Below are 20,461 nucleotides of genomic sequence, written 5' to 3'. Positions count from 1 at the left end.
TGTCGACGGAGCTCGAAACTCGCAGGAGACACAAGCTGCGCCACGGCTGCCAACCGGCTTGGTGGCAAACCATTAATGGCTTGCTACCCACTGAATTCTGAATCAAAAGCAAGATATAAGGAGACAAGAAATGCGCATCAAACTGATCAACCCGAACACGACGTGGAGCATGACCGATGCGATGGCGCGCTGTGCACGCGATGTCGTCGCACCCGGCACCGAGGTGATCGCGGTGAGCCCGCCGATGGGGCCGCCGTCGATCGAAGGCTACTACGACGAAGCGCTCGCCACGCCCGGCCTGCTCGCCGAAGTCGCGGCTGGCGAGCGCGACGGTTGCGACGGTTACGTGATCGCGTGTTTCGGCGATCCCGGCCTGTATGCAGCGCGTGAACTGGCAAGAGGCCCGGTGATCGGCATCGCGGAGGCCGCGATGCACGCGGCCAGTGTGCTCGCGCCTGGCTTCTCGGTCGTGACGACGCTCGCGCGCACGCGAGGGATGGCGTGGCATCTCGCCGAGCGCTACGGGATGACACGCTTCTGCCGCAACGTGCGCGCAACCGATGTCGCGGTGCTCGATCTCGACAAACCCGGCTCGGCGGCGCGCGCCATCATCCTTGACGAATGCCGTCGCGCACTCGACGAGGACGGGTCGGATGCGATCGTGCTCGGCTGCGCAGGGATGGCGGAACTGTGCGCGGAGATCGAGGACGCGCTCGGTGCGCCGGTGGTGGAGGGCGTGACGGCCGCTGTGAAGTGGGTCGAGGCGCTGGTCGCGCTGCGGCTCGGGACGGCCAAGCGCGGCGACTACGCCCGCCCGCTGGCGAAGCGCTACGACGGGGAGTTCGCACGATTCAGTCCGGAGGGGGATGCCACACCGGCCGACACCGCCAAAGTCACCGCCAAAGTCACCGAATCCCCCGCCGAACGCCGTCCGCACATACACCCGGTCTGACCCGCACTATCTGCGTGGATGTATGGGCGCACGGGGGCGTTTTCGCTACACTGGTTCCACCCTGGCGCCGGCTTCGCTCGCCCGGGATACGCTCCCGTTGCCGTCTTCCGCCGCACCGGCGCGCATCCCGCGCAGTGTGCGGACGTCGCGCGTCATTCACCCCGTCAGGCTGCATTCGTTCACACCATGCCATTCGATTCGACCTATCCACGCGATCTGATCGGCTACGGCCGCCATCCGGTGCAGGCGAACTGGCCCGGGCAGGCCCGGGTCGCGGTGCAGTTCGTGCTCAACTACGAAGAGGGCGGCGAGAACTGCGTGCTGCACGGCGATGCGGGCTCCGAGCAGTTCCTGTCGGAGATCGTCGGAGCCGCGTCGTACCCGTCGCGCCACATGAGCATGGAATCGATCTACGAATACGGATCGCGCGCAGGCGTGTGGCGCATCCTGCGTGAATTCGAGAAGCGCGGACTGCCGCTGACGGTGTTCGGTGTCGGCATGGCGATCGAGCGGCATCCGGAGGTCGCGCGCGCGTTCGTCGAGCTCGGTCACGAGATCGCGTGCCACGGTTATCGCTGGATTCACTATCAGGACATGTCGCCGGAGCGCGAAGCGGAACACATGCGGCTCGGCATGGAAGCGATCGAGCGTGTGACGGGCGAGCGTCCGCTCGGCTGGTACACCGGCCGCGACAGCCCGAATACTCGCCGGCTCGTCGCCGAATACGGCGGTTTCCTGTACGACTCCGATTACTACGGCGACGACCTGCCGTTCTGGATGGACGTCGGGGTGACGGGCGGCGTGAGCGTGCCGCAGCTGATCGTGCCGTACACGCTCGACACCAACGACATGCGCTTCGCGTCGCCGCAGGGCTTCAACACCGCCGACCACTTCTTCACGTATCTGCGCGACGCATTCGACGTGCTCTACGAAGAGGGCGCCGAAGCACCGAAGATGCTGTCGATCGGCATGCACTGCCGGCTGCTCGGCCGGCCCGGACGGTTCCGCGCACTGCAGCGTTTTCTCGATCACATCGAGCGGCACGATCGCGTGTGGGTGACGCGACGCGTCGACATCGCGCGTCACTGGCGCGAACATCATCCTTATCAACCGACCCAACCGACTCAACCCACGCCCGGCGGAGCCGCGGCATGAAGGCGATGCACTACACACTCGATCAACTGAACACTGGCTCGACCGACGCGTTCGTCGCGGCGCTCTCCGGCATCTTCGAACACTCGCCGTGGGTCGCTGAAGCGGCCGCCAGCATGCGTCCGTTCGCGAGCGTCGACGCGTTGCATCACGCGATGTCCGGCATCGTCGAGGACGCGGGCGAAGCAACGCAACTCGTGCTGATCAACGCGCACCCGGAACTGGCCGGCAAGGCCGCCGTGCGCGGCGAACTGACGGCGGAGTCGACCCGCGAGCAGAGCGGCGCCGGGCTCGACCAATGTACGCAGCAGGAATTCGACCGGCTCGTCGCGCTGAACGCCGCGTATCGCGAGAAGTTCGGCTTTCCGTTCGTTCTCGCGGTGCGGGGCTACGACCGGCACGGCATCATCGCGAACTTCGAGGCCCGCGTGAATCACACGCGCGCGGACGAACTGCGCGCGAGCCTCGACCAGATCTACCGGATCGCACGCTTCAGACTCGACGAATTGATCGACGCCTGAGCTCAATAACGACACAGCGCACGACACACAGCAGACAACACAACAGCAAGGAAGACAACGATGGCACTCCCGATTCTCGACCCCAACGCACCGGACTTCACGCGCCGCTATGTGAATCTCGCGGACCCGCGTCTCGGCGCGCAGGCGCTCGAGACCAGCGACGACTTCTTCGCGCCGAAGGAGCGCATGCTGAATCCGGAGCCGGCCGTCTTCATCCCCGGCAAATACGACGATCACGGCAAGTGGATGGACGGCTGGGAAACGCGTCGCAAGCGCATCAGCGGCTACGACTGGTGCATCGTGAAGCTCGCGCGGCCGGGCGTCGTCAAGGGACTCGATCTCGACACGAGCCACTTCACCGGCAACTTCCCGCCGGCCGCATCGGTCGAGGCGGCGCGCGTGGTGGACGGTGCGCCGAATGCGTCGACGCAATGGACCGAAATCGTGCCGTCGACCACGTTGCAGGGCAACAGCCATCACTACGTCGAAGTCGCCGATGCGAATGCGTGGACGCATCTGCGCGTGAACATCTATCCGGACGGCGGCATTGCGCGGCTGCGCGTGTACGGGCAGCCGCAGGTCGACTGGGCAGGAGCGAGTCGCACCGAACTGTTCGATCTGGCCGCGATGGAAAACGGCGCGCGCATCGTCGGTGCGAACAACCAGCATTTCGGCGCCGCATCGACGCTGCTGATGCCGGGCCGCGGCGTGAACATGGGCGACGGCTGGGAAACGCGCCGGCGCCGCGAACCGGGCAATGACTGGGCGATCGTCGAGCTGGCGCAGCCGGGCGTGATCCGCAAGATCGAAGTCGATACCGCGCACTTCAAGGGCAACTATCCGGACCGCTGTTCGCTGCAGGCCGCGCATGTGACGGGCGGCACCGACAGTTCGCTCGTCACGCAGGCGATGTTCTGGCCCGTGCTGGTCGGCGAGCAGAAGCTGCAGATGGACAAGCAGCATCACTACGAAAGCGAACTGGCCGCGCTTGGGTCCGTCACGCACGTGCGCTTCAACATCTTCCCGGACGGCGGCGTGTCGCGGCTGCGTCTGTGGGGCACGCTGGCCTGATCCGATGAAGACGCTCGCAATCGAACCGTTGACCCGCGCCGCGTTCGCCCCGTTCGGCGACGTGATCGAACTCGAAGGCGCGAAGCAGATTCCGATCAATCTCGGCACGACGATCCGCTATCACGATCTCGCGAAAGTGGACGTCACCGACGAGAGCGGTCGCGCGCTCGTGAACCTGTTTCGCGGCCAGCCGCGCACGCTGCCATTCGAAGTGACGATGCTCGAACGGCATCCGCTCGGCAGTCAGGCATTCGTGCCGCTGAACGACAAGCCGTACCTGGTCGTCGTCGCGCCGGCGGGCCTACTCGATCCGCACGCGATCCGCGCGTTCGTCACGAGCGGCTGGCAGGGCGTGAATTACGCGAAGGGCGTGTGGCACCATCCGCTGATCGCGCTCGGCGAGGTGAGCGATTTTATCGTCGTCGATCGGGGTGGGGAGGGGCTGAATCTGAACGAGCAGGATCTGGATGAGTCGGTGTGGTTGACGGAGGATGCGATGCGGGCCGTCAGCGTGTGAGCTGACGCGCGCTTTCGGGTGCGTGTTGCTGCACAAGTCGGAATTGAGAACGCCTGTCGCGGATGCGGCAGGCGTTTTGTTTTTGGGGGTGCGGAAAAGGGCGGGCAGGGGTATGGCGCGTCATCTTCTCGAGCGCTCGCCCGGTTATTCAGTCCTCTGTGCTGCAATGTTCGACGTGCAGGCATAGTTCGCTGTTCGCCGCCCCGTAGCTGCGCAGTTTGTCCGTCACTACCACGCGCGGGCGGACGTGACGCTTGAGCCGCTTGCGCATCAACCGCCTCGCCGCCGTCTAGTTGCTGTCACCGTTTTGAAAGCGGCTTGTAGTCAGGCACGCCCGGGTGACAAAAATTTCGCCCGACACGCGACGGATTTCGGATGCTCCCTTCGTATAAGAGAAACGACAGGTCATCAACAGGATGGATTTGTCGAACGTAGGAGTCTCAAATGAAATCGATGTTGCTTGCTGCCCTCGGACTCGGAACACTGGTTTTTGCTGCGTCACAACCAGCGATTGCGGGTGTCTCGGTAGGACTGAGCGTCGGCGTACCCGCGCCGGTTTACGTCGCGCCCGCACCTGTATATGTGGCTCCTCCACCGTCCGTCGTAGTACCCGCTCCCGTGGTAGTCGAACCTCCTGCGGTAGCGCCAGCCGGTGTGGTCTACGTCGCTCCGGTAGGGGTTGTGCCTGCTCCGGGCTATCTCTGGCGATATCACGTCGGTGTCGGCTGGGGCTGGTGGCATGCTGGATATGGCTGGTGGGGTCACCCTGGGTATGGCAGGTATCACGCCGGCTGGGGACATCCTGGGTATGGTTATTATCGAGGCGGATGGCATCGGGGTTGGCGCTGAACGTTAAGCGGAAACTGCAATGCGAAAGACGATATTTGTCGGCGGCGTGTTGTTGTGGCACCGCCGCACCGCCATTGTGAGTCCCGTAAAGGGATGTGTCTGGCCGTCTGGCACACATCCCTGACCACATGAACAACGCTATTTCGCCAACCAATCATTGAGATAGAGAACTTGGACGCCTTCAGCCTGGTTGGCTTGACGGTATGGATTGTTATTGCAGTCGGCGACAGGGCTATTTCTATTTTTCTGCAAATCAAGGAGAGGCGCGACTCCGATACTGATCTCGATGATTCCAGGAAAAGTGACTCAAGATCTAAACGATCGGATGATGGAAAATGAAAATACTCCATCGCTAGCCGCGCCCGTCACCTTGCAGTGGCCAGTGTCCAGTTTAGCGAGCGCCATGCGGGTACAGGTAAGTCATGAAATCACGTTACGTGAGGCAGCCTCGAACCCACACGTCCCACGCATTTCACACGCAGCGCGCGAACGCAGGAACCCCCCAAAAAAAACGGGCCACGCGCTTTTGCGCACAGCCCGTTTCATCGAAGCACCTGCCAATGCTCCAGCGCCATCCATCCGCATGACGCCGGAGCCACCCGCCAAACCTACTTCGCCGCCCCCGCTTCAAACCACGCCGCAATCTTCAACCGCTCCGCATCGGTCATATGCGTAACGTTGCCAAGCGGCATCGCCTTTAGCGTCACCGCCTGCTGATAGATGCGCTGGGCGTTCTGCGAGATCTCGTCGGGCGTATCGAACAGCACGCCGGCCGGTGCACTGCCCATCAGCGTCGGATGCGCGGAGTGGCACGCGATGCAGCGCTGCTGCAGCACCGGCACGATGTCGGCGACCTTGAGGGCCGGCTGGTTCGCCGCCTGCGCCTGCGGCACGATCGGCTTCGGTATCGTCCAGGCCAGTGCAGCAGCCATCAACGCGACGCCGCCGAGCGGCAGATACCACAGCACCTGACCGCGATGGCGCATCACGAAGAACTGGCGGATCATCGCACCAGCCAGCATGATCACCGCGAGCACGGCCCAGTTGTACGGATGCGTGTAAGTCATCGCGTAGTGATTCGACAGCATCGCGAACACGACCGGCAGCGTGAAATACGTGTTGTGCACCGAGCGCTGCTTGCCGCGCTTGCCATAGATCGGATTCGGCGTGTCGCCCTTGAGCATCGCGGCGACCACCTTGCGCTGACCCGGAATGATCACGAAGAACACGTTCGCCGACATGATCGTCGCGAGCATCGCGCCCACGATCAGGTACGCAGCGCGCCCCGCGAAAATATGGCACGCGAGCCACGCGGCGATCAGCACGTACAGGCCGACGCAGATGCCGAGCACCTTGTCCTTGTTGCCGAGCAGCCGGCACAGCGAGTCGTAGACGATCCAGCCGGCCATCAGGAAGCCGAGCGCGGAGAAGATCGCGACGACCGGGCCCATGTCGAGCACGTTCTTGTCGATCAGGTAGGTGTTCGGCGCCATCAGGTACAGCACGGTGAAGAGACTGAAACCGGACAGCCACGTCGTGTACGACGGCCACTTCGACCAGTGCAGGTCGTCGGGCATTTCGGGCGGCGCAACAGTGTACTTCTGCATGTTGTAGAAGCCGCCGCCGTGCACGTGCCACAGCTCGCCGAACACGCCGCGCTTGCGCTGATTCGCGTCCTGCGGCGGTTTCAGGCTGTTGTCGAGCGCGACGAAATAAAACGACTCGCCGATCCACGCAATCGCGACGACGACGTGAAACCAGCGAATCGCGAGATTCAGCCAGTCGGTGATAAAGCCTTCCATGAAACTCCTCCACTTCCAGTTCGTTATGCGCGACGCTGTCCTGAAACCTTCGATGCCTGCGCACGGATGGCGCTTGTAGGGCATACGGTGCGTGCGACGCGCGTTGTCTTCGTTTGCTGTCGCTGGATCTGCGTCGTACAGATGTCGTCAGCCGATATAGCTCGCTGCATTTCGCAGGTATCTGCGGAGGTCTCCTCACACTCTGCGAAATGCGGCGGCTGGCTGTCGACGGGACGCGTCCGCGGCGTGATGTTCCAGCTACCGCTTAACTACCGCGATACGTGCTGTACGACCACGGCGACACCAGCAGCGGCACGTGATAGTGCGATTGCGGATCGGCGATACCGAAGCGCAGCACGACGCGATCGACGAAGCGCGGTTGCGGCAGGTTCGCGCCTGCGGCGGCGAAGTAGTCGCCCGCGTGGAACACGAGTTCGTATTCGCCTGCCTGCAGTGCGTCGCCGGTGAGCAGCGGTTCGTCGCAGCGACCGTCGTTGTTCGTGACGACGGTTTTCAGCGCGCGACGCGTGTCGCCCGCGAGCGCGAAGAGTTCGACCTTGATGCCCGCGCCGGGACGGCCGTTCGCGGTGTCGAGTACGTGGGTAGTGAGCTTGCCCATTCGCAGTTTTCCTTTGCTTGAATGCGAGGTTTCGGCGGCGGCCCGATCCGTCATGCATGCGGCGGATCGAGGCTCCACGTCAGTGGCTACATACCCGTCGGCGGATCGATGCGAGCGCCGTGGCAGCCATTGTAAAAAGAACGGATGCCGTCGAACGCGAGCGATAGGCAACATAAAGCCGCACGCATGACGGCTGGCCTGACCCCAACCAGCATGCGCCAGCCCGGATGCCTTGTCACACCTGCCCGGGCGATACCGCCTCGCGGAATCGATCGTACCGGCGCCAAAAACACCCACTATATTGAGTCCGTGAAGGCGGGTATCGCAGCCGCGTGAATTGCCAGCGCAATTTTGGCCCGCGAAGGTTATGCCTGTGCGCAGCGCCGCTGCGCATCCCGAAGACGGCGCAGCGCGCCGGGTAACCGGGCTCTCGCGTCCGGCCGGCGCGATGGCGCGGCTTCCCGGGACTGCCGGTGCTGCCGCCTCACCGCGTTCGGACGACGTTGCACACGCCGCGCCGGCAGGGTGTCGTTCCGACGACCCGCCGCCGCGGCACGAACCAGAGGCGGAGAAACGAATGACGACGGAAGCGGCTGCACAGCACATACAACGAGGCCGGACGATCCTGGTCCGGCATGCCGACGTGCTGGTGACGATGGACGACGCGCGCCACGAGTGGCGCGATGCCGGTCTCTTTATCGAAGACAACCGGATCGTCGCGGTCGGTCCGACGGCGGAGCTGCCGCAGACCGCCGACGAGGTGCTCGACCTGCGCGGACATCTGGTGATTCCGGGACTCGTGAACACGCATCACCACATGTACCAGAGCCTGACGCGTGCGATTCCCGCCGCGCAGGACGCCGAGCTGTTCGGCTGGCTGACGAGCCTGTACAAGATATGGGCGCACCTCACGCCCGAGATGATCGAGGTGTCGACGCTCACCGCAATGGCCGAACTGCTGCTGTCGGGCTGCACGACGTCGAGCGACCATCTGTACATCTACCCGAACGGCAGCCGGCTCGACGACAGCATCGCGGCGGCGCAGCGGATCGGCATGCGTTTTCATGCGAGCCGCGGCAGCATGAGCGTCGGTCAGAAGGACGGCGGCTTGCCGCCCGATTCGGTGGTGGAGCGCGAAGCGGACATCCTGAAGGACACGCAGCGGCTCATCGAGACGTATCACGACGACGGCCGTTACGCGATGCTGCGCGTCGTCGTCGCGCCGTGTTCGCCGTTCTCGGTGAGCCGCGATCTGATGCGCGAATCGGCGGTGCTCGCGCGGCACTACGGCGTGTCGCTGCACACGCACCTCGCGGAGAACGTCAACGACGTCGCGTACAGCCGCGAGAAATTCGGCATGACGCCGGCCGAATATGCGGAAGATCTCGGCTGGGTCGGGCGCGACGTGTGGCATGCGCACTGCGTGCAGCTCGACGATCCGGGCATCGCGCTGTTCGCGCGCACTGGCACCGGCGTCGCGCATTGCCCGTGCTCGAACATGCGGCTCGCGTCGGGGATCGCGCCGATCAAACGGATGCGGCTCGCGGGTGTGCCGGTCGGGCTCGGGGTCGATGGCTCGGCGTCGAACGATGGGGCGCAGATGGTCGCCGAAGTGCGTCAGGCGTTGCTGCTGCAGCGGGTCGGTTTTGGACCGGATGCGATGACCGCACGTGAGGCGCTCGAGATCGCGACGCTCGGCGGCGCGCGGGTGCTGAACCGCGACGACATCGGCGCGCTCGCACCGGGGATGGCTGCGGATTTCGTCGCGTTCGATCTGCGGCAGCCGCTCTTTGCGGGCGCGTTGCACGACCCGGTCGCAGCGCTGGTGTTCTGCGCGCCGTCGCAGGTCGCGTACAGCGTGATCGGCGGGCGTATGGTCGTGAAGGAGGGCGTACTGACGACGCTCGATCTCGGGCCGCAGATCGAGCGCCACAACCGGCTCGCGCAGACGCTTTATCAGGCATCCGCGTGAACGTGCCGTGACGTGAAACCCGTCAGGGCTTGTCGATCAGCGCTCGTGTGGCCTCGGCGACGAGGCTGCGCAGCCAGCGCACTTCGTCGGAATAGTGGCAGCGTTCGTGCCACAGCTGGTAGTACTGCATCGGCGGGAAGTCGAGCGGCGCCGGCACGACGGTGAGCGGCAGGAACTTCGAGTAGTGATCGGCGAAGAGGCGCGTCGTCGTGAAGATCAGGTCCGACTTGACGAGCACGTACGGCGCGAGATTGAAGTACGGCAGCGTGACGACGACGTGGCGCTTCAGCCGTTCGCGCGCGAGATGCACGTCGATCGCGCCGCGCTGGCCAACCGAATAAGGCGTCGGCGCGAGATGCGGCGCGTTCAGGTACTGGTCGAGCGTAAGGCCGCCGCGTTTCGCGAACGGATGCGTGCTGCTCATCAGGCAGACGATCTGGTCGACGAACAGGTTCGACAGATGCAGCTGCTCGGGCGGCTCCGGCCAGTTGCCGACGACGATGTCGAGCTTGCCGTCCTCGAGCGCGAGTTCATAGTCGAACGCGGGACCGAGCGAATGAAACTCGAGCGTCGCGTTCGGCGCGGCGAGGCGAAAGCGCTCGACGACGGTCGGCACGAACAGCACGTTCAGGTAGTCGGGGCAGCCGATCCGGTAACAGCGGATCGACGTCGCCGGATCGAAGTTGTGTTGCTGGAACTTGATGCGCTCGATTTCGCGCAGCGCGTTCTGCACCGGCTCGAGCAGGCGCAGACCGTACTCGGTCGGCACCATGCCCGACTTGCCGCGTACCAGCAGCGGGTCGCCGGTGATGTCGCGCAGGCGTCGCAGCGCCGCGCTGATCGCGGGCTGCGACTGGTTCAGCTTGACGGCGGCGCGCGTCACGCTGCGCTCCATCAGCAGGGTATGCAGGACGCGCAACAGATAGGTGTCGATCGCCTCGCGTTGCTGGCTCATGACTTCTCCAAATATATGTACAGGCTGATCGAGTAGGCGTGGGGGTATATGACTTTTAATATGGACATAAAGCGGCGTCAAGGGTGGGTAACCCGCAAAGCGTGCTGTGGCGCGGCTTTCCGGGATTTTTGACGGCTCGACTGGGCTGGGCGAATTAGGTATCGTCAAACGGCTGTGCGGCGCACAAAGCCCTTCCAGGGCTGTAGCCCCGCGCCGCGGACGGTGTTTCGACGCACGACGGACTCTCATGAACGACTCTTCCACGGCTTCTTCCCGTACAGGCAACCCGGCCTCCGCGCCTCCCCGCCTCGCGCTCGCGGGCATCAGCAAGCAGTACCCGGCCGTGCGCGCAAACGACGACGTGACGCTGACGGTCGCGCCCGGCGAGATCCACGCGGTGCTCGGCGAAAACGGCGCGGGCAAGAGCACGCTGATGAAGATCATCTACGGCGCGGTGCGGCCGGACGCGGGCGAGATTCGTTGGGAGGGCGAGGCTGTCGAGATCGCGAGTCCAGCGGCGGCGCGCAAGCTCGGTATCGGCATGGTGTTCCAGCACTTCTCGCTGTTCGAGACGTTGACGGTCGGCGAAAACATCGCGCTCGCACTCGACGAACCGTTCGACCTGAAGGCCCTCGGCAAGCGCATCCGTGAAGTCTCCGCCGACTACGGCCTCGACATCGATCCGCAGCGTCACGTGCACAGCCTCACGGTCGGCGAGCGGCAGCGCGTCGAGATCGTGCGCTGCCTGCTGCAGAATCCGCGTCTGCTGATCATGGACGAACCGACCTCGGTGCTCACGCCGCAGGCGGTACGCAAACTGTTCGAGACGTTGCGCCGGCTCGCGGCCGAAGGCTGCAGCATCCTCTACATCAGCCACAAGCTCGACGAGATCCAGGAACTGTGCGACACCGCGACGGTGATGCGCGGCGGTCGCGTAACAGGCCGCGTGACGCCGCGCGACGAAACCCATGCGTCGCTCGCGCAGTTGATGGTCGGTCACTCGCTGCCCGACTACACGCGTCGCGCGCATACGCCGGGCGACGTGCTGCTCGACGTGCGGCATCTGTCGGCCGCGAGTGCAGATCCGTTCGGCACGTCGCTCGACGACGTGTCGTTAGCCGTGCACGGCGGCGAGATCTTCGGCATCGCGGGTGTGTCGGGTAATGGCCAGGCGGAACTGCTCGCGGCGCTGTCGGGCGAGGCGCGTTCGGCTCAGGCCGACACGATCGCGATCTGCGGCAAGCCGGCTGGACGTCTCAGTGCCGGTGCGCGCCGCGCGCTCGGCTTCGCGTTCGTGCCGGAAGAGCGGCTCGGCCGCGGCGCGGTGCCGGCGATGTCGCTCGCGGAAAACGCGCTGCTCACCGCGCATCGACAGAAGATGGTCCGCTCCGGCTGGATCGACGCGCGCGCGATGAAGGCGTTCGCGCAGCGTTGCATCGACGCGTTCGACGTGCGCTGCGGCGGCGATGGCGCGCTTGCGCAGAGCCTGTCGGGCGGCAATCTGCAGAAGTACATCGTGGGCCGCGAGATTCTGCAGGCGCCGAAGGTGCTCGTCGTCGCGCAGCCCACATGGGGCGTCGACGTCGGCGCGGCGGCGTTTATTCGCCAGCAGTTGCTCGACCTGTCGGCGCGCGGCGTCGCGATTCTGGTGATCTCCGAAGAACTCGAGGAGCTGTTCGACATCTGCGATCGCGTGGCGGTGCTTGCGCGCGGTCGGTTGTCGCCGGTGCGCAAGACCGGCGACACGAACGCCGAGGAGATCGGCCGCTGGATGGCGGGCCTGTTCGGCGAGCGCGAGAGTGCGCCGCCGTCCGCCGAGCCGGCGCACGCGTAAGTCTCCCGCGACGAACGATACGAACAACGCACACAACGACAATCCAGATCCACCGCTCATGATCCTTCCGTATCGACTCGAAGCGCGCACATCGCCGTCCCGCGCGATGCAGCTCGCCGTTCCGCTGGTCGCCGCGCTGCTCACGCTCGCAATCGGCTTCCTGATTTTTGGCCTCGTCGGGCGCGATCCGGTGCAGGCGATGCATGCGTTCTTCATCGAGCCGCTGTCGAGCGTGAATGGCTGGGCCGAACTGTTGCTGAAGGCATCGCCGCTGTGCCTGATCGGCCTCGGCCTCGCGATCGGCTATCGCGCGAATGTGTGGAACATCGGCGCGGAAGGGCAGATGCTGCTCGGCGGCATCGCGGCGAGCGGCGTCGCGATCTACTTCGATCAGGCGAGCGGCTGGTGGATCCTGCCGACGATGATGGTCGCCGGCGTACTCGGTGGAATGGCATGGGCCGCGATTCCGGCGCTGCTGAAGAGCCGCTTCAACACCAACGAAATTCTCACGAGCCTGATGCTCACGTACGTCGCGACGCAGTTGCTGATCTACCTCGTGAGCGGCCCGTGGCGCGACCCGCAGGGGATGAATTTCCCGCTGTCGGAGATGTTTTCCGGCGACGCGTTGTACCCGACCTTCGCCGGCGACTGGCACTGGAAATTCCTGCGTGGCACGCGGCTCAACGCATCGATCTTCGTCACGCTGGTCGCGATCCCGCTCGTATGGCTGTTCATACGCAAGAGCTTCGCGGGCTACCGGATGAACGTCGGCGGCCTAGCGCCGCTCGCCGCGCGCTACGCGGGCTTCTCCGATCGCAAGACCATCTGGATGTCGCTGCTGATCAGCGGTGGCTTGGCAGGCCTCGCGGGCATGGGCGAGATCGCCGGGCCGATCGGTCAACTGCAGGCGACGTGGTCGCCGGGCTATGGCTTCACCGCGATCATCGTCGTGTTCGTCGGGCGGCTGCATCCGCTCGGCATCGTGCTCGCGAGCCTGCTGATGGCGCTGCTGTATCTCGGCGGGGAAGCGGTGCAGACCTCGATGCAGTTGCCGCAGGCGCTCTCCGGCGTGTTCCAGGGGCTGCTGCTGTTCTGCCTGCTCGGCGCCGACCTGTTCGTGAATTATCGCGTGCGCCGCCGGACCGTCGCGACGCCCGGCCACTGACTTCACTGACTTCTATAGATCGACCCTCATGGATATCCAGCAAGCCAGTGCATTGACCTCCAGCGCCGTCGTCGCATCGATCCCGCTGATGTTCGCCGGTGTCGGCGAACTCGTCGCGGAGAAATCGGGGGTGCTCAACCTCGGCGTCGAAGGGATGATGCTGATGGGTGCGGTGAGCGGCTACGCGGTCACCGCGGTGACCGGCAGCCCGTGGCTCGGCGTCCTCGCGGCGCTGGCCGCGGGCGTCGCGATGTCGCTGCTGTTCGCGTTCCTCACATTGACGATGCTCGCGAACCAGGTCGCGACCGGCCTGTCGCTGACGATCTTCGGTATCGGACTATCCGCGTATGTCGGCAAGCCGTACACATCGGCGGCGGTGCGCGCGACGATCGAGGTATGGCCGATTCCGCTGCTGTCGAAACTGCCCGTGCTCGGCCCCGCGTTCTTCAGCCTGACGCCGCTCGACTACCTCGCGTTCGCGATGTTCGCGGTGGTCGGCTGGTTTCTCTATCGAACCCGTGCGGGGCTCGTGCTGCGCTCCGTCGGCGAATCGCCGCAGGTCGCGCATGCGGTCGGCTTTCCGGTGGTCGGCGTGCGCTACGGTGCCGTGCTGTTCGGCGGCGCGATGGCGGGCCTCGCGGGCGGCTACTACTCGATCGTCAACCTGCATCTGTGGCAGGAGCAGTTGACGTCGGGACGCGGCTGGATCGCGCTCGCGCTCGTCGTGTTCGCGACGTGGCGCCCGGGGCGCCTCCTGATCGGCGCGCTGCTGTTTGGCGCGGTGACCGGCCTGCAGTTCTATGCGCAGGCGATCGGTGTGCCGGTGCCGACGCAGTTTCTCGCGATGCTGCCGTACGTCGCGACGATCGTCGTGCTCGTGCTGATCTCGCGCAATCCGAACACGATCCGGCTCAATGCGCCGGCGTCGCTCGGCAAGCCGTTCTTCGCGGCCGGCTGAATGTTCATCTCACCTCATACGCACTCAACCCGCAACCCGCGACACAACAGGAGAAAACCCATGACAAGAAAACTGCTGACCGCCTTTGCGTTCGCCGCTGCGTCGTTCGGCGCCGCGGTGCCGCTTGCGCAGAGCGCCCACGCGGCCGATGCGCCGGGCGTCGCGTTCGTCTACCTCGGCAATCCGGGCGACGCGGGCTGGACGTTTGCCCACGATGCAGGGTCGAAGGAAGCCGAAGCGAAGTTCGGCAGCAAGATCAAGATCACGCGCGTCGAGAACGTGCCTGAGTCGGCGGATTCGGAACGCGTGTTCCGCGATCTCGCGAACAAGGGCAACAAGATCATCATCGGCTCGAGCTTCGGCTACCAGGATTTCGAGCTGAAAGTCGCGAAGGATTTTCCGGACACGGTGTTCCTGCACGCGACCGGCTACAAGAAGGCTGCGAACTTCGGTACCTACGACGTGCGGATGTACCAGGGCGCGTACCTCGCGGGCGTCGCGGCCGGTTACGTGACGAAGACGAACACGCTCGGCTTCGTCGCGTCGGTGCCGATTCCGGAGGTGCTCCGCAACATCAACGCGTACACGCTCGGCGCGCGCTCGGTGAATCCGAAGGTGCACACGAAGGTGATCTGGATCAACAGCTGGTTCGATCCGGGCAAGGAGAAGCAGGCCGCCGAAACGCTGATCGGGCAGGGCGCCGACGTGCTGCTACAGAACACCGATTCAAGCGCAACGCTCGCGACCGCGTCCGAGAAGCACGTGCATGCGTTCGGCTGGGATTCGGACATGAAGAAGTTCGGTCCCGATGCGCACCTCGGCTCGGTGGTCGGGCACTGGGGCGTCTACTACACGGCGGCGATCCAGCAGGTGCTGGACGGCAAGTGGAAGAACGATCCGGTGTGGTGGGGCATTCCGCAGAAAGCCGTCGATCTGGAGGACCTGAACACGGGTGTGATTCCGGCAGTGGCGCAGAAGGCCGTCGAGGCGAAGCGGGAGCAGATCGCGAGCGGCAAGTGGGACGTGTTCAGCGGCCCGATCAAGGATCAGACGGGCGCGGTCAAGGTGCCGGCCGGCAAGACGCTCGCCGATCCGGAACTGCAGCGGTTGAACTGGTATGTCGAAGGGGTGGACAGCGTGTTGCCGAAGTGATGGGCGACGTGTGACGTGAATCTATGCTGTCAGCGCCAGGTTGGCCCGGGCGTATTCACCCGGGGCCTGGCCTACCTCGCGGCGGAACGCTGTACTGAAGGCGCTGGCGGACTGGTAACCGACCGCGGCTGCAACGGCGTCTTGTGGCAACCGCTCACGGTGAAGGATGTCCCTGGCTACCGCCATCCGCCATTTGATCAGATACGCCATCGGTGGCATACCGACGAGACGGGTGAAGCGTTCGCTAAAAGCGGTCCGTGAAAGGAGCGCTTCTTCGGCCAGGGACCCAACGGTCCAGGCTCGTGAAACGTCGGCGTGGAAGCGGGTCAGCGCCCGTCCGATGCGATCGTCGGCCAGTGCATTCAACAGGCCGGGGCGAACCGGTTCTCCGTTCTGTTCCGAGCTGTAGCGCAACGCTTCGATCAGCATCACCTCGACCAGGCGCTGCATGATCAGGTCGCGTCCGGGTCGCTGATCGAGCGCTTCTTCTCTTAGCGAACCGATCGTGCTGGCAATCCTGCGACTGGAGTGGTTGGCACTGTCGATATGGATCGGTCCCGGCATGATTTGCGTCAGCATCTCCGCATTGGGTGCGCTGAACTGAAAATACCCCCCAAGCAGGCGGAAGTCGGGTTCGTCAGTGTCAGGTCCGAAGTGAGTTTTTGCGAGCGTGGCGGGAGTCGTGCAGATCTCCATCGCTTCGGGTTCAACGTCCGGATCGCTGAGCATGACGAAGCCCGGGCCATCCGGCAGCAATATGAAATCGCCCTCGGTCAGTTCAACGGGCTCACACCCGCCAACCTGGATATGGCATTGACCAGCCATCACCATCCCGAAGCCGGCGTTGGTCGAACGAAGATAACGAACGCCCCAGCGACCTGAGCCGCTGACGACCTTCGATACGACGGCCTGAGGGCGCATGAGCGCAACGAGTGAGGAGAGAGGATCCAATCTGAACGATCTATAAAGAAAAGCGGACGATTGATTATAGATTGTCTTGCGTCGATTCACTAGTATCCGTTCTGATCTACTCAAGGACGGATATTCATGAACACGGTTCTTATCACTGGTTCTTCGTCGGGCTTCGGCAAGGCGACCGCGCAACTTTTTCTGGATAACGGCTGGAACGTCATCGCCACGATGCGGCGGCCGGGTGACAACACCCTCGAAGGACCCGCCGATCGTCTGCGGGTCGTGGCGCTCGACGTCACAAAGGCCGACAGCATCAAGGCAGCGGTCAACGAAGCGATCGGGCTCTTTGGGGGCGTGGACGTTCTCGTCAACAATGCGGGAATCGGCGGATTCGCGCCGATCGAAACGACGTCGGATGAACTCATCCGGCGAATGTTCGAGACCAACACCTACGGTGTGATGGCGATGGTCCGCGCGATCGTGCCGCACATGCGCGAGCGGGGATCGGGCACGATCGTCAACGTCACGTCCCGCGTGGTCTACAACCCGGCGCCGATGGTTTCGGTGTACGCGGCCAGCAAAATTGCCGTCGATGGCTTCTCGCAGGCGCTCTATCACGAGCTGGCACCGCTCGGCATCCATGTGAAGCTGGTGGAGCCCGGTTATGGGCCCGACACGAAGTTCGAATCGAACATGATGGCGCTCAATGACGAGCACTCGTTTCCAGCGCCTTACCAGCCACAGCTAAACGTCCTGATGAGCAGTCTTCCCAAAGTCACGACCAGTATCGAGGACGTTGCCACCGCGGTGCTTCGGGCGGTCAACGACACGGGCCCGACCCTTCGATTCCCGGCCGGCGCGGACGCGGTAGCCGCTGCGGAGAAGCATGCCGCGCTGGGCAAGGAGGCCTTTCTGGCTGAGATGCATCGAGCGTTTGGGGTGCAGCAGTAGCTGCCGGATCGACGCTCCGCGTTTGCAAAGCCGCGCCTCATCAGGCGCGGCTTTTTTCTCGACTATCGACAGGCGCAATGCTGCCGGCTAGTCTTCAATCTTCAATCCGCAGGCCGACCTTGATCGTCACCTGCCAGTGCACGACCTTGCCGTCTTCGATATGGCCGCGCGTGTCGGTCACCTCGAACCAGTGCAGGTTGCGCAGCGTCTTCGATGCCTTTTCGATCGCGGTGCGGACCGCGTCGTCGCTCGATTTCGTCGACGAGCCGGTGAGGTCGATGTGCTTGTAGACGTGGTCGTTCATGGTCGGTGTCTCCTCGGTGGGTCGGTGGGCGAAAGTATTCGTAAAAGGCGTCTGCAAAAAGTATAGGCAACGCGGGATCGCGGCGACCCGGTTTCCGGCGCGATCCGGCGGCTGGCCGGAAAGCGGTACGACGCATGCCCGGCCGTTTCCACGGGTTTTCGATCCTGGTGACCGACACATGCGGGAAAAAGGACGCGGGTAGCATCGTCAAACCGGGCGTCTGACCTGCGGCGCCACAGCGGGCGGCTGACCCTGAAAGCCCCGCCACCCCGTGCCGGCAACCGGAAACGCTCACGAGAACCTGTTAAAATCACAGGTTTTTCGCCGATCTACCTTTCAAAGGGACGCGCTGTGCTGTCTACCGCCAACATCACCATGCAATTCGGGCCGAAGCCCCTCTTCGAGAACATCTCGGTCAAATTCGGGGAAGGGAACCGCTATGGCCTGATTGGGGCGAACGGTTGCGGCAAGTCGACCTTCATGAAGATTCTCGGCGGCGACCTCGAGTCGAGCTCGGGCAACGTGATGCTCGAACCGAACGTCCGCCTCGGCAAGCTGCGCCAGGACCAGTTCGCGTATGAAGACGTGCGCGTGCTCGACGTCGTGATGATGGGCCACACCGAAATGTGGGCCGCGATGAGCGAGCGCGACGCGATCTACGCGAACCCTGAAGCCACCGACGACGACTACATGCACGCCGCCGAACTCGAAGCGAAGTTCGCCGAGTACGACGGCTACACCGCCGAGGCGCGCGCGGGCGAACTGCTGCTCGGCATCGGCATCGCGATCGATCTGCACAACGGCCCGATGAGCGGCGTCGCACCCGGCTGGAAGCTGCGCGTGCTGCTCGCGCAGGCGCTGTTCTCGAAGCCCGACGTGCTGCTGCTGGACGAACCGACCAACAACCTGGACATCAACTCGATCCGCTGGCTGGAGGACGTGCTCAACCAGTACAACTCGACGATGATCATCATCTCGCACGATCGACATTTCCTGAACCAGGTCTGCACGCACATGGCCGACATGGACTTCGGCACGCTGAAGGTCTATCCGGGCAACTACGACGACTACATGCTCGCGAGCACGCAGGCGCGCGAGCGCCAGCAGAGTGCCAACGCGAAGGCGAAGGAACGCGTCGCCGACCTGCAGGACTTCGTGCGCCGCTTCTCGGCGAACAAGTCGAAGGCCCGTCAGGCGACCAGCCGTCTGAAGATGATCGACAAGATCAAGATCGAGGAATTCAAGCCGTCGTCGCGGCAGAACCCGTTCATCCGCTTCGAGTACGAGAAGAAGCTGTACAACATCGCAGTGGTTGCGGACAGCATCACGAAGAAGTACGACCGCACGATCTTCAACAGCTTCAGCATCAGCGTGCAGCCGGGCGAGCGTATCGCGATCATCGGCGAGAACGGCGCGGGCAAGACGACGCTGCTGCGGTCGCTGCTCGGCAGGCTGAAACTCGATCACGGCACGGTGAAGTGGGCCGAAAACGCGAACCTCGGCTACATGCCGCAAGATACCTACGAAGAGTTTCCGGACGACGTCACGCTGATGGAATGGATCGACGGCTACCGCAAGGAAGGCGACGACGAGCAGTCGGTGCGCGGCACGCTTGGCCGGCTGCTGTTCAACGCGGACGATATCCGCAAGTCGGTGAAGGTGCTGTCGGGTGGCGAGAAGGGCCGCATGATCTGGGGCAAGCTGATGCTCGGCCGCCACAACGTGCTGCTGATGGACGAGCCGACCAACCACATGGACATGGAGTCGATCGAGTCGCTGCAGATCGCGCTCGACAAGTTCGAAGGCACGCTGATTTTCGTGTCGCACGACCGCGAGTTCGTGAGCGGGCTGGCCAACCGGATCATCGAAGTGAAGACCGATGGCAAGCTGAACGACTTTGGTGGGAATTACGAGGATTTCCTGGCGAGCCAGGGGGTGGAGTAAGAGCCCGGTTCACGCCGGTTGTACTTGACGGCGCAAGTAAAGAAACACCGCTGCGGGAATGAGCGTGAATAGCAGGGCGAAGGGCGCAAGGATCAGCGGAGCAATCCAGATCCAGATGGAGTCAATTAGCAATACGGTGTGCTTCAAGCCGTTTGCCATTGTGCCGGTGGGTGCGCCCCCGTTTATATCGTCGCTGCTGAAGGGGCGCACCGCCGGATAAAGCTTACGAGCAGGCCTTGCCGTGATCGGCGTGGTAGCCGGCGGCTTTCGCTGCCGCTTCGCTCATGTAGGAGCCGCTCTTCGTCTTGCCGTAATACTTGTCGGTCGGGCAATGATACGTCTTGCTCTTCGGGTTGGCCCAGACCTGGCCGGGGCCGCCGCCAGTCGCCGCCGCCTTCATGCTCGCAGCGGGCGCAGCGGAGGAAGCCGGTGTCGCTGCTGCCGGTGCTGCTGCCGGGGCAGCGGAAGCGCCGGCAGCCGGTGCAGCGGCGCCCGACGCGCCGTACCAGGTCTTCACGCCCTTATGACCGGCGCAGGCACCTTTTTTCGTCGCGCCCGAAAAGAACGAGCCGTCCTTGCAGAGTGCGGTCGATCCTGCCGGTGCGCTGGCCGGAGCCTGTGCATAGACAGCCGTTGCGGTGAGCATGCTTGCGGCCACTACGATGGAAAGAAGCGACTTGTTCATGGTGAATCCTCTAGGTGAGTGACAGGGAAATCGTTTTTAATGCACGCGCTTGAGTCATCAGGCTCGTGCTCGTTGCGACAATGTATGACTTCCTGAACTTCCGGGATTGCCGGCCTGATTATTCCCAATAAGCGTACCGATTATCG

The 20,461-nt window shown here is 63.9% G+C and carries 18 protein-coding genes and 1 pseudogene; 12 read left to right on the top strand and 7 right to left on the bottom strand.

The window, feature by feature from the left end; translation table 11 throughout:
* The first annotated feature begins 130 nt into the window (after positions 1–130).
* The 5 genes from ACREXZ_RS26755 to ACREXZ_RS26735 all read left to right on the top strand — a co-directional run bounded on the left by ACREXZ_RS26755 (position 131) and on the right by ACREXZ_RS26735 (position 4,213).
* The gene (locus ACREXZ_RS26755; protein ID WP_431767146.1) at positions 131–952 is read left to right on the top strand and encodes an aspartate/glutamate racemase family protein; all 822 of its coding nucleotides are present in this window, start codon (positions 131–133) and stop codon (positions 950–952) included.
* Between the two features lie 186 nt (positions 953–1,138).
* Positions 1,139–2,107, top strand: coding sequence for an allantoinase PuuE (puuE, locus tag ACREXZ_RS26750; protein ID WP_431767145.1), 969 nt, complete (start codon positions 1,139–1,141; stop codon positions 2,105–2,107).
* On the top strand, positions 2,104–2,625 hold the full coding sequence (gene uraD, locus ACREXZ_RS26745) for a 2-oxo-4-hydroxy-4-carboxy-5-ureidoimidazoline decarboxylase (protein WP_431767144.1): 522 nt from the start codon (positions 2,104–2,106) through the stop codon (positions 2,623–2,625). Before puuE ends, uraD begins: the two co-directional genes overlap by 4 nt.
* A gap of 60 nt (positions 2,626–2,685) precedes the next feature.
* On the top strand, positions 2,686–3,696 hold the full coding sequence (gene alc / locus ACREXZ_RS26740) for an allantoicase (protein ID WP_431767143.1): 1,011 nt from the start codon (positions 2,686–2,688) through the stop codon (positions 3,694–3,696).
* 4 nt (positions 3,697–3,700) lie between these two features.
* Positions 3,701–4,213: an ureidoglycolate lyase gene (locus tag ACREXZ_RS26735; protein ID WP_431767142.1), complete on the top strand. Its 513-nt coding sequence runs from the start codon at positions 3,701–3,703 to the stop codon at positions 4,211–4,213.
* 137 nt (positions 4,214–4,350) lie between these two features.
* Here the strand turns inward: ACREXZ_RS26735 and ACREXZ_RS26730 are convergent.
* The 3 genes and pseudogenes from ACREXZ_RS26730 to uraH all read right to left on the bottom strand — a co-directional run.
* Positions 4,351–4,496: pseudogene (locus ACREXZ_RS26730) on the bottom strand (IS6 family transposase); the annotation flags it as partial.
* Positions 4,497–5,670: 1,174 nt separating this feature from the next.
* Entirely contained in the window at positions 5,671–6,864 is a 1,194-nt protein-coding gene (locus tag ACREXZ_RS26725) for a urate hydroxylase PuuD (protein WP_431767141.1), read from the bottom strand.
* A 265-nt stretch (positions 6,865–7,129) separates the two neighbouring features.
* Positions 7,130–7,483, bottom strand: a complete 354-nt coding sequence (uraH, locus tag ACREXZ_RS26720) for a hydroxyisourate hydrolase (RefSeq protein WP_431767140.1) — start codon at positions 7,481–7,483, stop codon at positions 7,130–7,132.
* A gap of 577 nt (positions 7,484–8,060) precedes the next feature.
* On the opposite strand from uraH, the gene ACREXZ_RS26715 reads away from it, so the two are divergent.
* Complete coding sequence (locus ACREXZ_RS26715; protein WP_431767139.1) at positions 8,061–9,455, top strand: 8-oxoguanine deaminase; 1,395 nt, start codon at positions 8,061–8,063, stop codon at positions 9,453–9,455.
* Positions 9,456–9,477: 22 nt separating this feature from the next.
* On the opposite strand, the gene ACREXZ_RS26710 is transcribed toward ACREXZ_RS26715, so the two are convergent.
* Positions 9,478–10,410, bottom strand: a complete 933-nt coding sequence (locus ACREXZ_RS26710) for a LysR substrate-binding domain-containing protein (protein ID WP_431767138.1) — start codon at positions 10,408–10,410, stop codon at positions 9,478–9,480.
* 247 nt (positions 10,411–10,657) lie between these two features.
* Between ACREXZ_RS26710 and ACREXZ_RS26705 the strand changes: the two genes are divergently transcribed.
* Genes ACREXZ_RS26705 through ACREXZ_RS26690 form a run of 4 tightly spaced genes read left to right on the top strand, consistent with a single transcriptional unit; the run spans position 10,658 to position 15,519 of the window.
* Positions 10,658–12,244 (top strand): ABC transporter ATP-binding protein, encoded by a 1,587-nt coding sequence (locus ACREXZ_RS26705; protein WP_431767137.1) that lies wholly within the window; start codon positions 10,658–10,660, stop codon positions 12,242–12,244.
* A gap of 58 nt (positions 12,245–12,302) precedes the next feature.
* The gene (locus tag ACREXZ_RS26700) at positions 12,303–13,409 is read left to right on the top strand and encodes an ABC transporter permease (protein ID WP_431767136.1); all 1,107 of its coding nucleotides are present in this window, start codon (positions 12,303–12,305) and stop codon (positions 13,407–13,409) included.
* Between the two features lie 28 nt (positions 13,410–13,437).
* Positions 13,438–14,367: an ABC transporter permease gene (locus tag ACREXZ_RS26695; protein WP_431767135.1), complete on the top strand. Its 930-nt coding sequence runs from the start codon at positions 13,438–13,440 to the stop codon at positions 14,365–14,367.
* 60 nt (positions 14,368–14,427) lie between these two features.
* Entirely contained in the window at positions 14,428–15,519 is a 1,092-nt protein-coding gene (locus tag ACREXZ_RS26690; RefSeq protein ID WP_431767134.1) for a BMP family ABC transporter substrate-binding protein, read from the top strand.
* 21 nt (positions 15,520–15,540) lie between these two features.
* Here ACREXZ_RS26690 and ACREXZ_RS26685 read toward each other — a convergent pair whose 3' ends face one another.
* Positions 15,541–16,530, bottom strand: a complete 990-nt coding sequence (locus ACREXZ_RS26685; RefSeq protein WP_431767133.1) for a cupin domain-containing protein — start codon at positions 16,528–16,530, stop codon at positions 15,541–15,543.
* Between the two features lie 36 nt (positions 16,531–16,566).
* On the opposite strand from ACREXZ_RS26685, the gene ACREXZ_RS26680 reads away from it, so the two are divergent.
* Positions 16,567–17,382 (top strand): SDR family oxidoreductase, encoded by an 816-nt coding sequence (locus ACREXZ_RS26680; protein WP_431767132.1) that lies wholly within the window; start codon positions 16,567–16,569, stop codon positions 17,380–17,382.
* A gap of 94 nt (positions 17,383–17,476) precedes the next feature.
* On the opposite strand, the gene ACREXZ_RS26675 is transcribed toward ACREXZ_RS26680, so the two are convergent.
* Positions 17,477–17,686 (bottom strand): dodecin, encoded by a 210-nt coding sequence (locus tag ACREXZ_RS26675; RefSeq protein ID WP_431767131.1) that lies wholly within the window; start codon positions 17,684–17,686, stop codon positions 17,477–17,479.
* Positions 17,687–18,037: 351 nt separating this feature from the next.
* On the opposite strand from ACREXZ_RS26675, the gene ACREXZ_RS26670 reads away from it, so the two are divergent.
* Positions 18,038–19,630 carry an ABC-F family ATPase gene (locus ACREXZ_RS26670; RefSeq protein ID WP_431767130.1) on the top strand — a complete coding sequence of 531 codons (1,593 nt, stop codon included), beginning with the start codon at positions 18,038–18,040 and terminating at the stop codon, positions 19,628–19,630.
* A 223-nt stretch (positions 19,631–19,853) separates the two neighbouring features.
* Here ACREXZ_RS26670 and ACREXZ_RS26665 read toward each other — a convergent pair whose 3' ends face one another.
* Positions 19,854–20,315, bottom strand: coding sequence for a DUF3761 domain-containing protein (locus ACREXZ_RS26665; RefSeq protein WP_431767129.1), 462 nt, complete (start codon positions 20,313–20,315; stop codon positions 19,854–19,856).
* Positions 20,316–20,461 lie beyond the last annotated feature (146 nt).

Origin of the sequence: Paraburkholderia sp. (assembly GCF_050742655.1) — a bacterium.
Lineage (GTDB): Bacteria > Pseudomonadota > Gammaproteobacteria > Burkholderiales > Burkholderiaceae > Paraburkholderia.
This window is presented reverse-complemented; position numbering and strand designations above follow the sequence as displayed.

Bases quoted from the DNA above. Each gene is read 5' to 3' on its own strand.
- ACREXZ_RS26755 (WP_431767146.1), top strand. From the start codon at position 131: ATGCGCATCAAACTGATCAACCCGAACACGACGTGGAGCATGACCGAT.
- puuE (WP_431767145.1), top strand. From the start codon at position 1,139: ATGCCATTCGATTCGACCTATCCACGCGATCTGATCGGCTACGGCCGC.
- uraD (WP_431767144.1), top strand. From the start codon at position 2,104: ATGAAGGCGATGCACTACACACTCGATCAACTGAACACTGGCTCGACC.
- alc (WP_431767143.1), top strand. From the start codon at position 2,686: ATGGCACTCCCGATTCTCGACCCCAACGCACCGGACTTCACGCGCCGC.
- ACREXZ_RS26735 (WP_431767142.1), top strand. From the start codon at position 3,701: ATGAAGACGCTCGCAATCGAACCGTTGACCCGCGCCGCGTTCGCCCCG.
- ACREXZ_RS26725 (WP_431767141.1), bottom strand. From the start codon at position 6,864: ATGGAAGGCTTTATCACCGACTGGCTGAATCTCGCGATTCGCTGGTTT.
- uraH (WP_431767140.1), bottom strand. From the start codon at position 7,483: ATGGGCAAGCTCACTACCCACGTACTCGACACCGCGAACGGCCGTCCC.
- ACREXZ_RS26715 (WP_431767139.1), top strand. From the start codon at position 8,061: ATGACGACGGAAGCGGCTGCACAGCACATACAACGAGGCCGGACGATC.
- ACREXZ_RS26710 (WP_431767138.1), bottom strand. From the start codon at position 10,410: ATGAGCCAGCAACGCGAGGCGATCGACACCTATCTGTTGCGCGTCCTG.
- ACREXZ_RS26705 (WP_431767137.1), top strand. From the start codon at position 10,658: ATGAACGACTCTTCCACGGCTTCTTCCCGTACAGGCAACCCGGCCTCC.
- ACREXZ_RS26700 (WP_431767136.1), top strand. From the start codon at position 12,303: ATGATCCTTCCGTATCGACTCGAAGCGCGCACATCGCCGTCCCGCGCG.
- ACREXZ_RS26695 (WP_431767135.1), top strand. From the start codon at position 13,438: ATGGATATCCAGCAAGCCAGTGCATTGACCTCCAGCGCCGTCGTCGCA.
- ACREXZ_RS26690 (WP_431767134.1), top strand. From the start codon at position 14,428: ATGACAAGAAAACTGCTGACCGCCTTTGCGTTCGCCGCTGCGTCGTTC.
- ACREXZ_RS26680 (WP_431767132.1), top strand. From the start codon at position 16,567: ATGAACACGGTTCTTATCACTGGTTCTTCGTCGGGCTTCGGCAAGGCG.
- ACREXZ_RS26675 (WP_431767131.1), bottom strand. From the start codon at position 17,686: ATGAACGACCACGTCTACAAGCACATCGACCTCACCGGCTCGTCGACG.
- ACREXZ_RS26665 (WP_431767129.1), bottom strand. From the start codon at position 20,315: ATGAACAAGTCGCTTCTTTCCATCGTAGTGGCCGCAAGCATGCTCACC.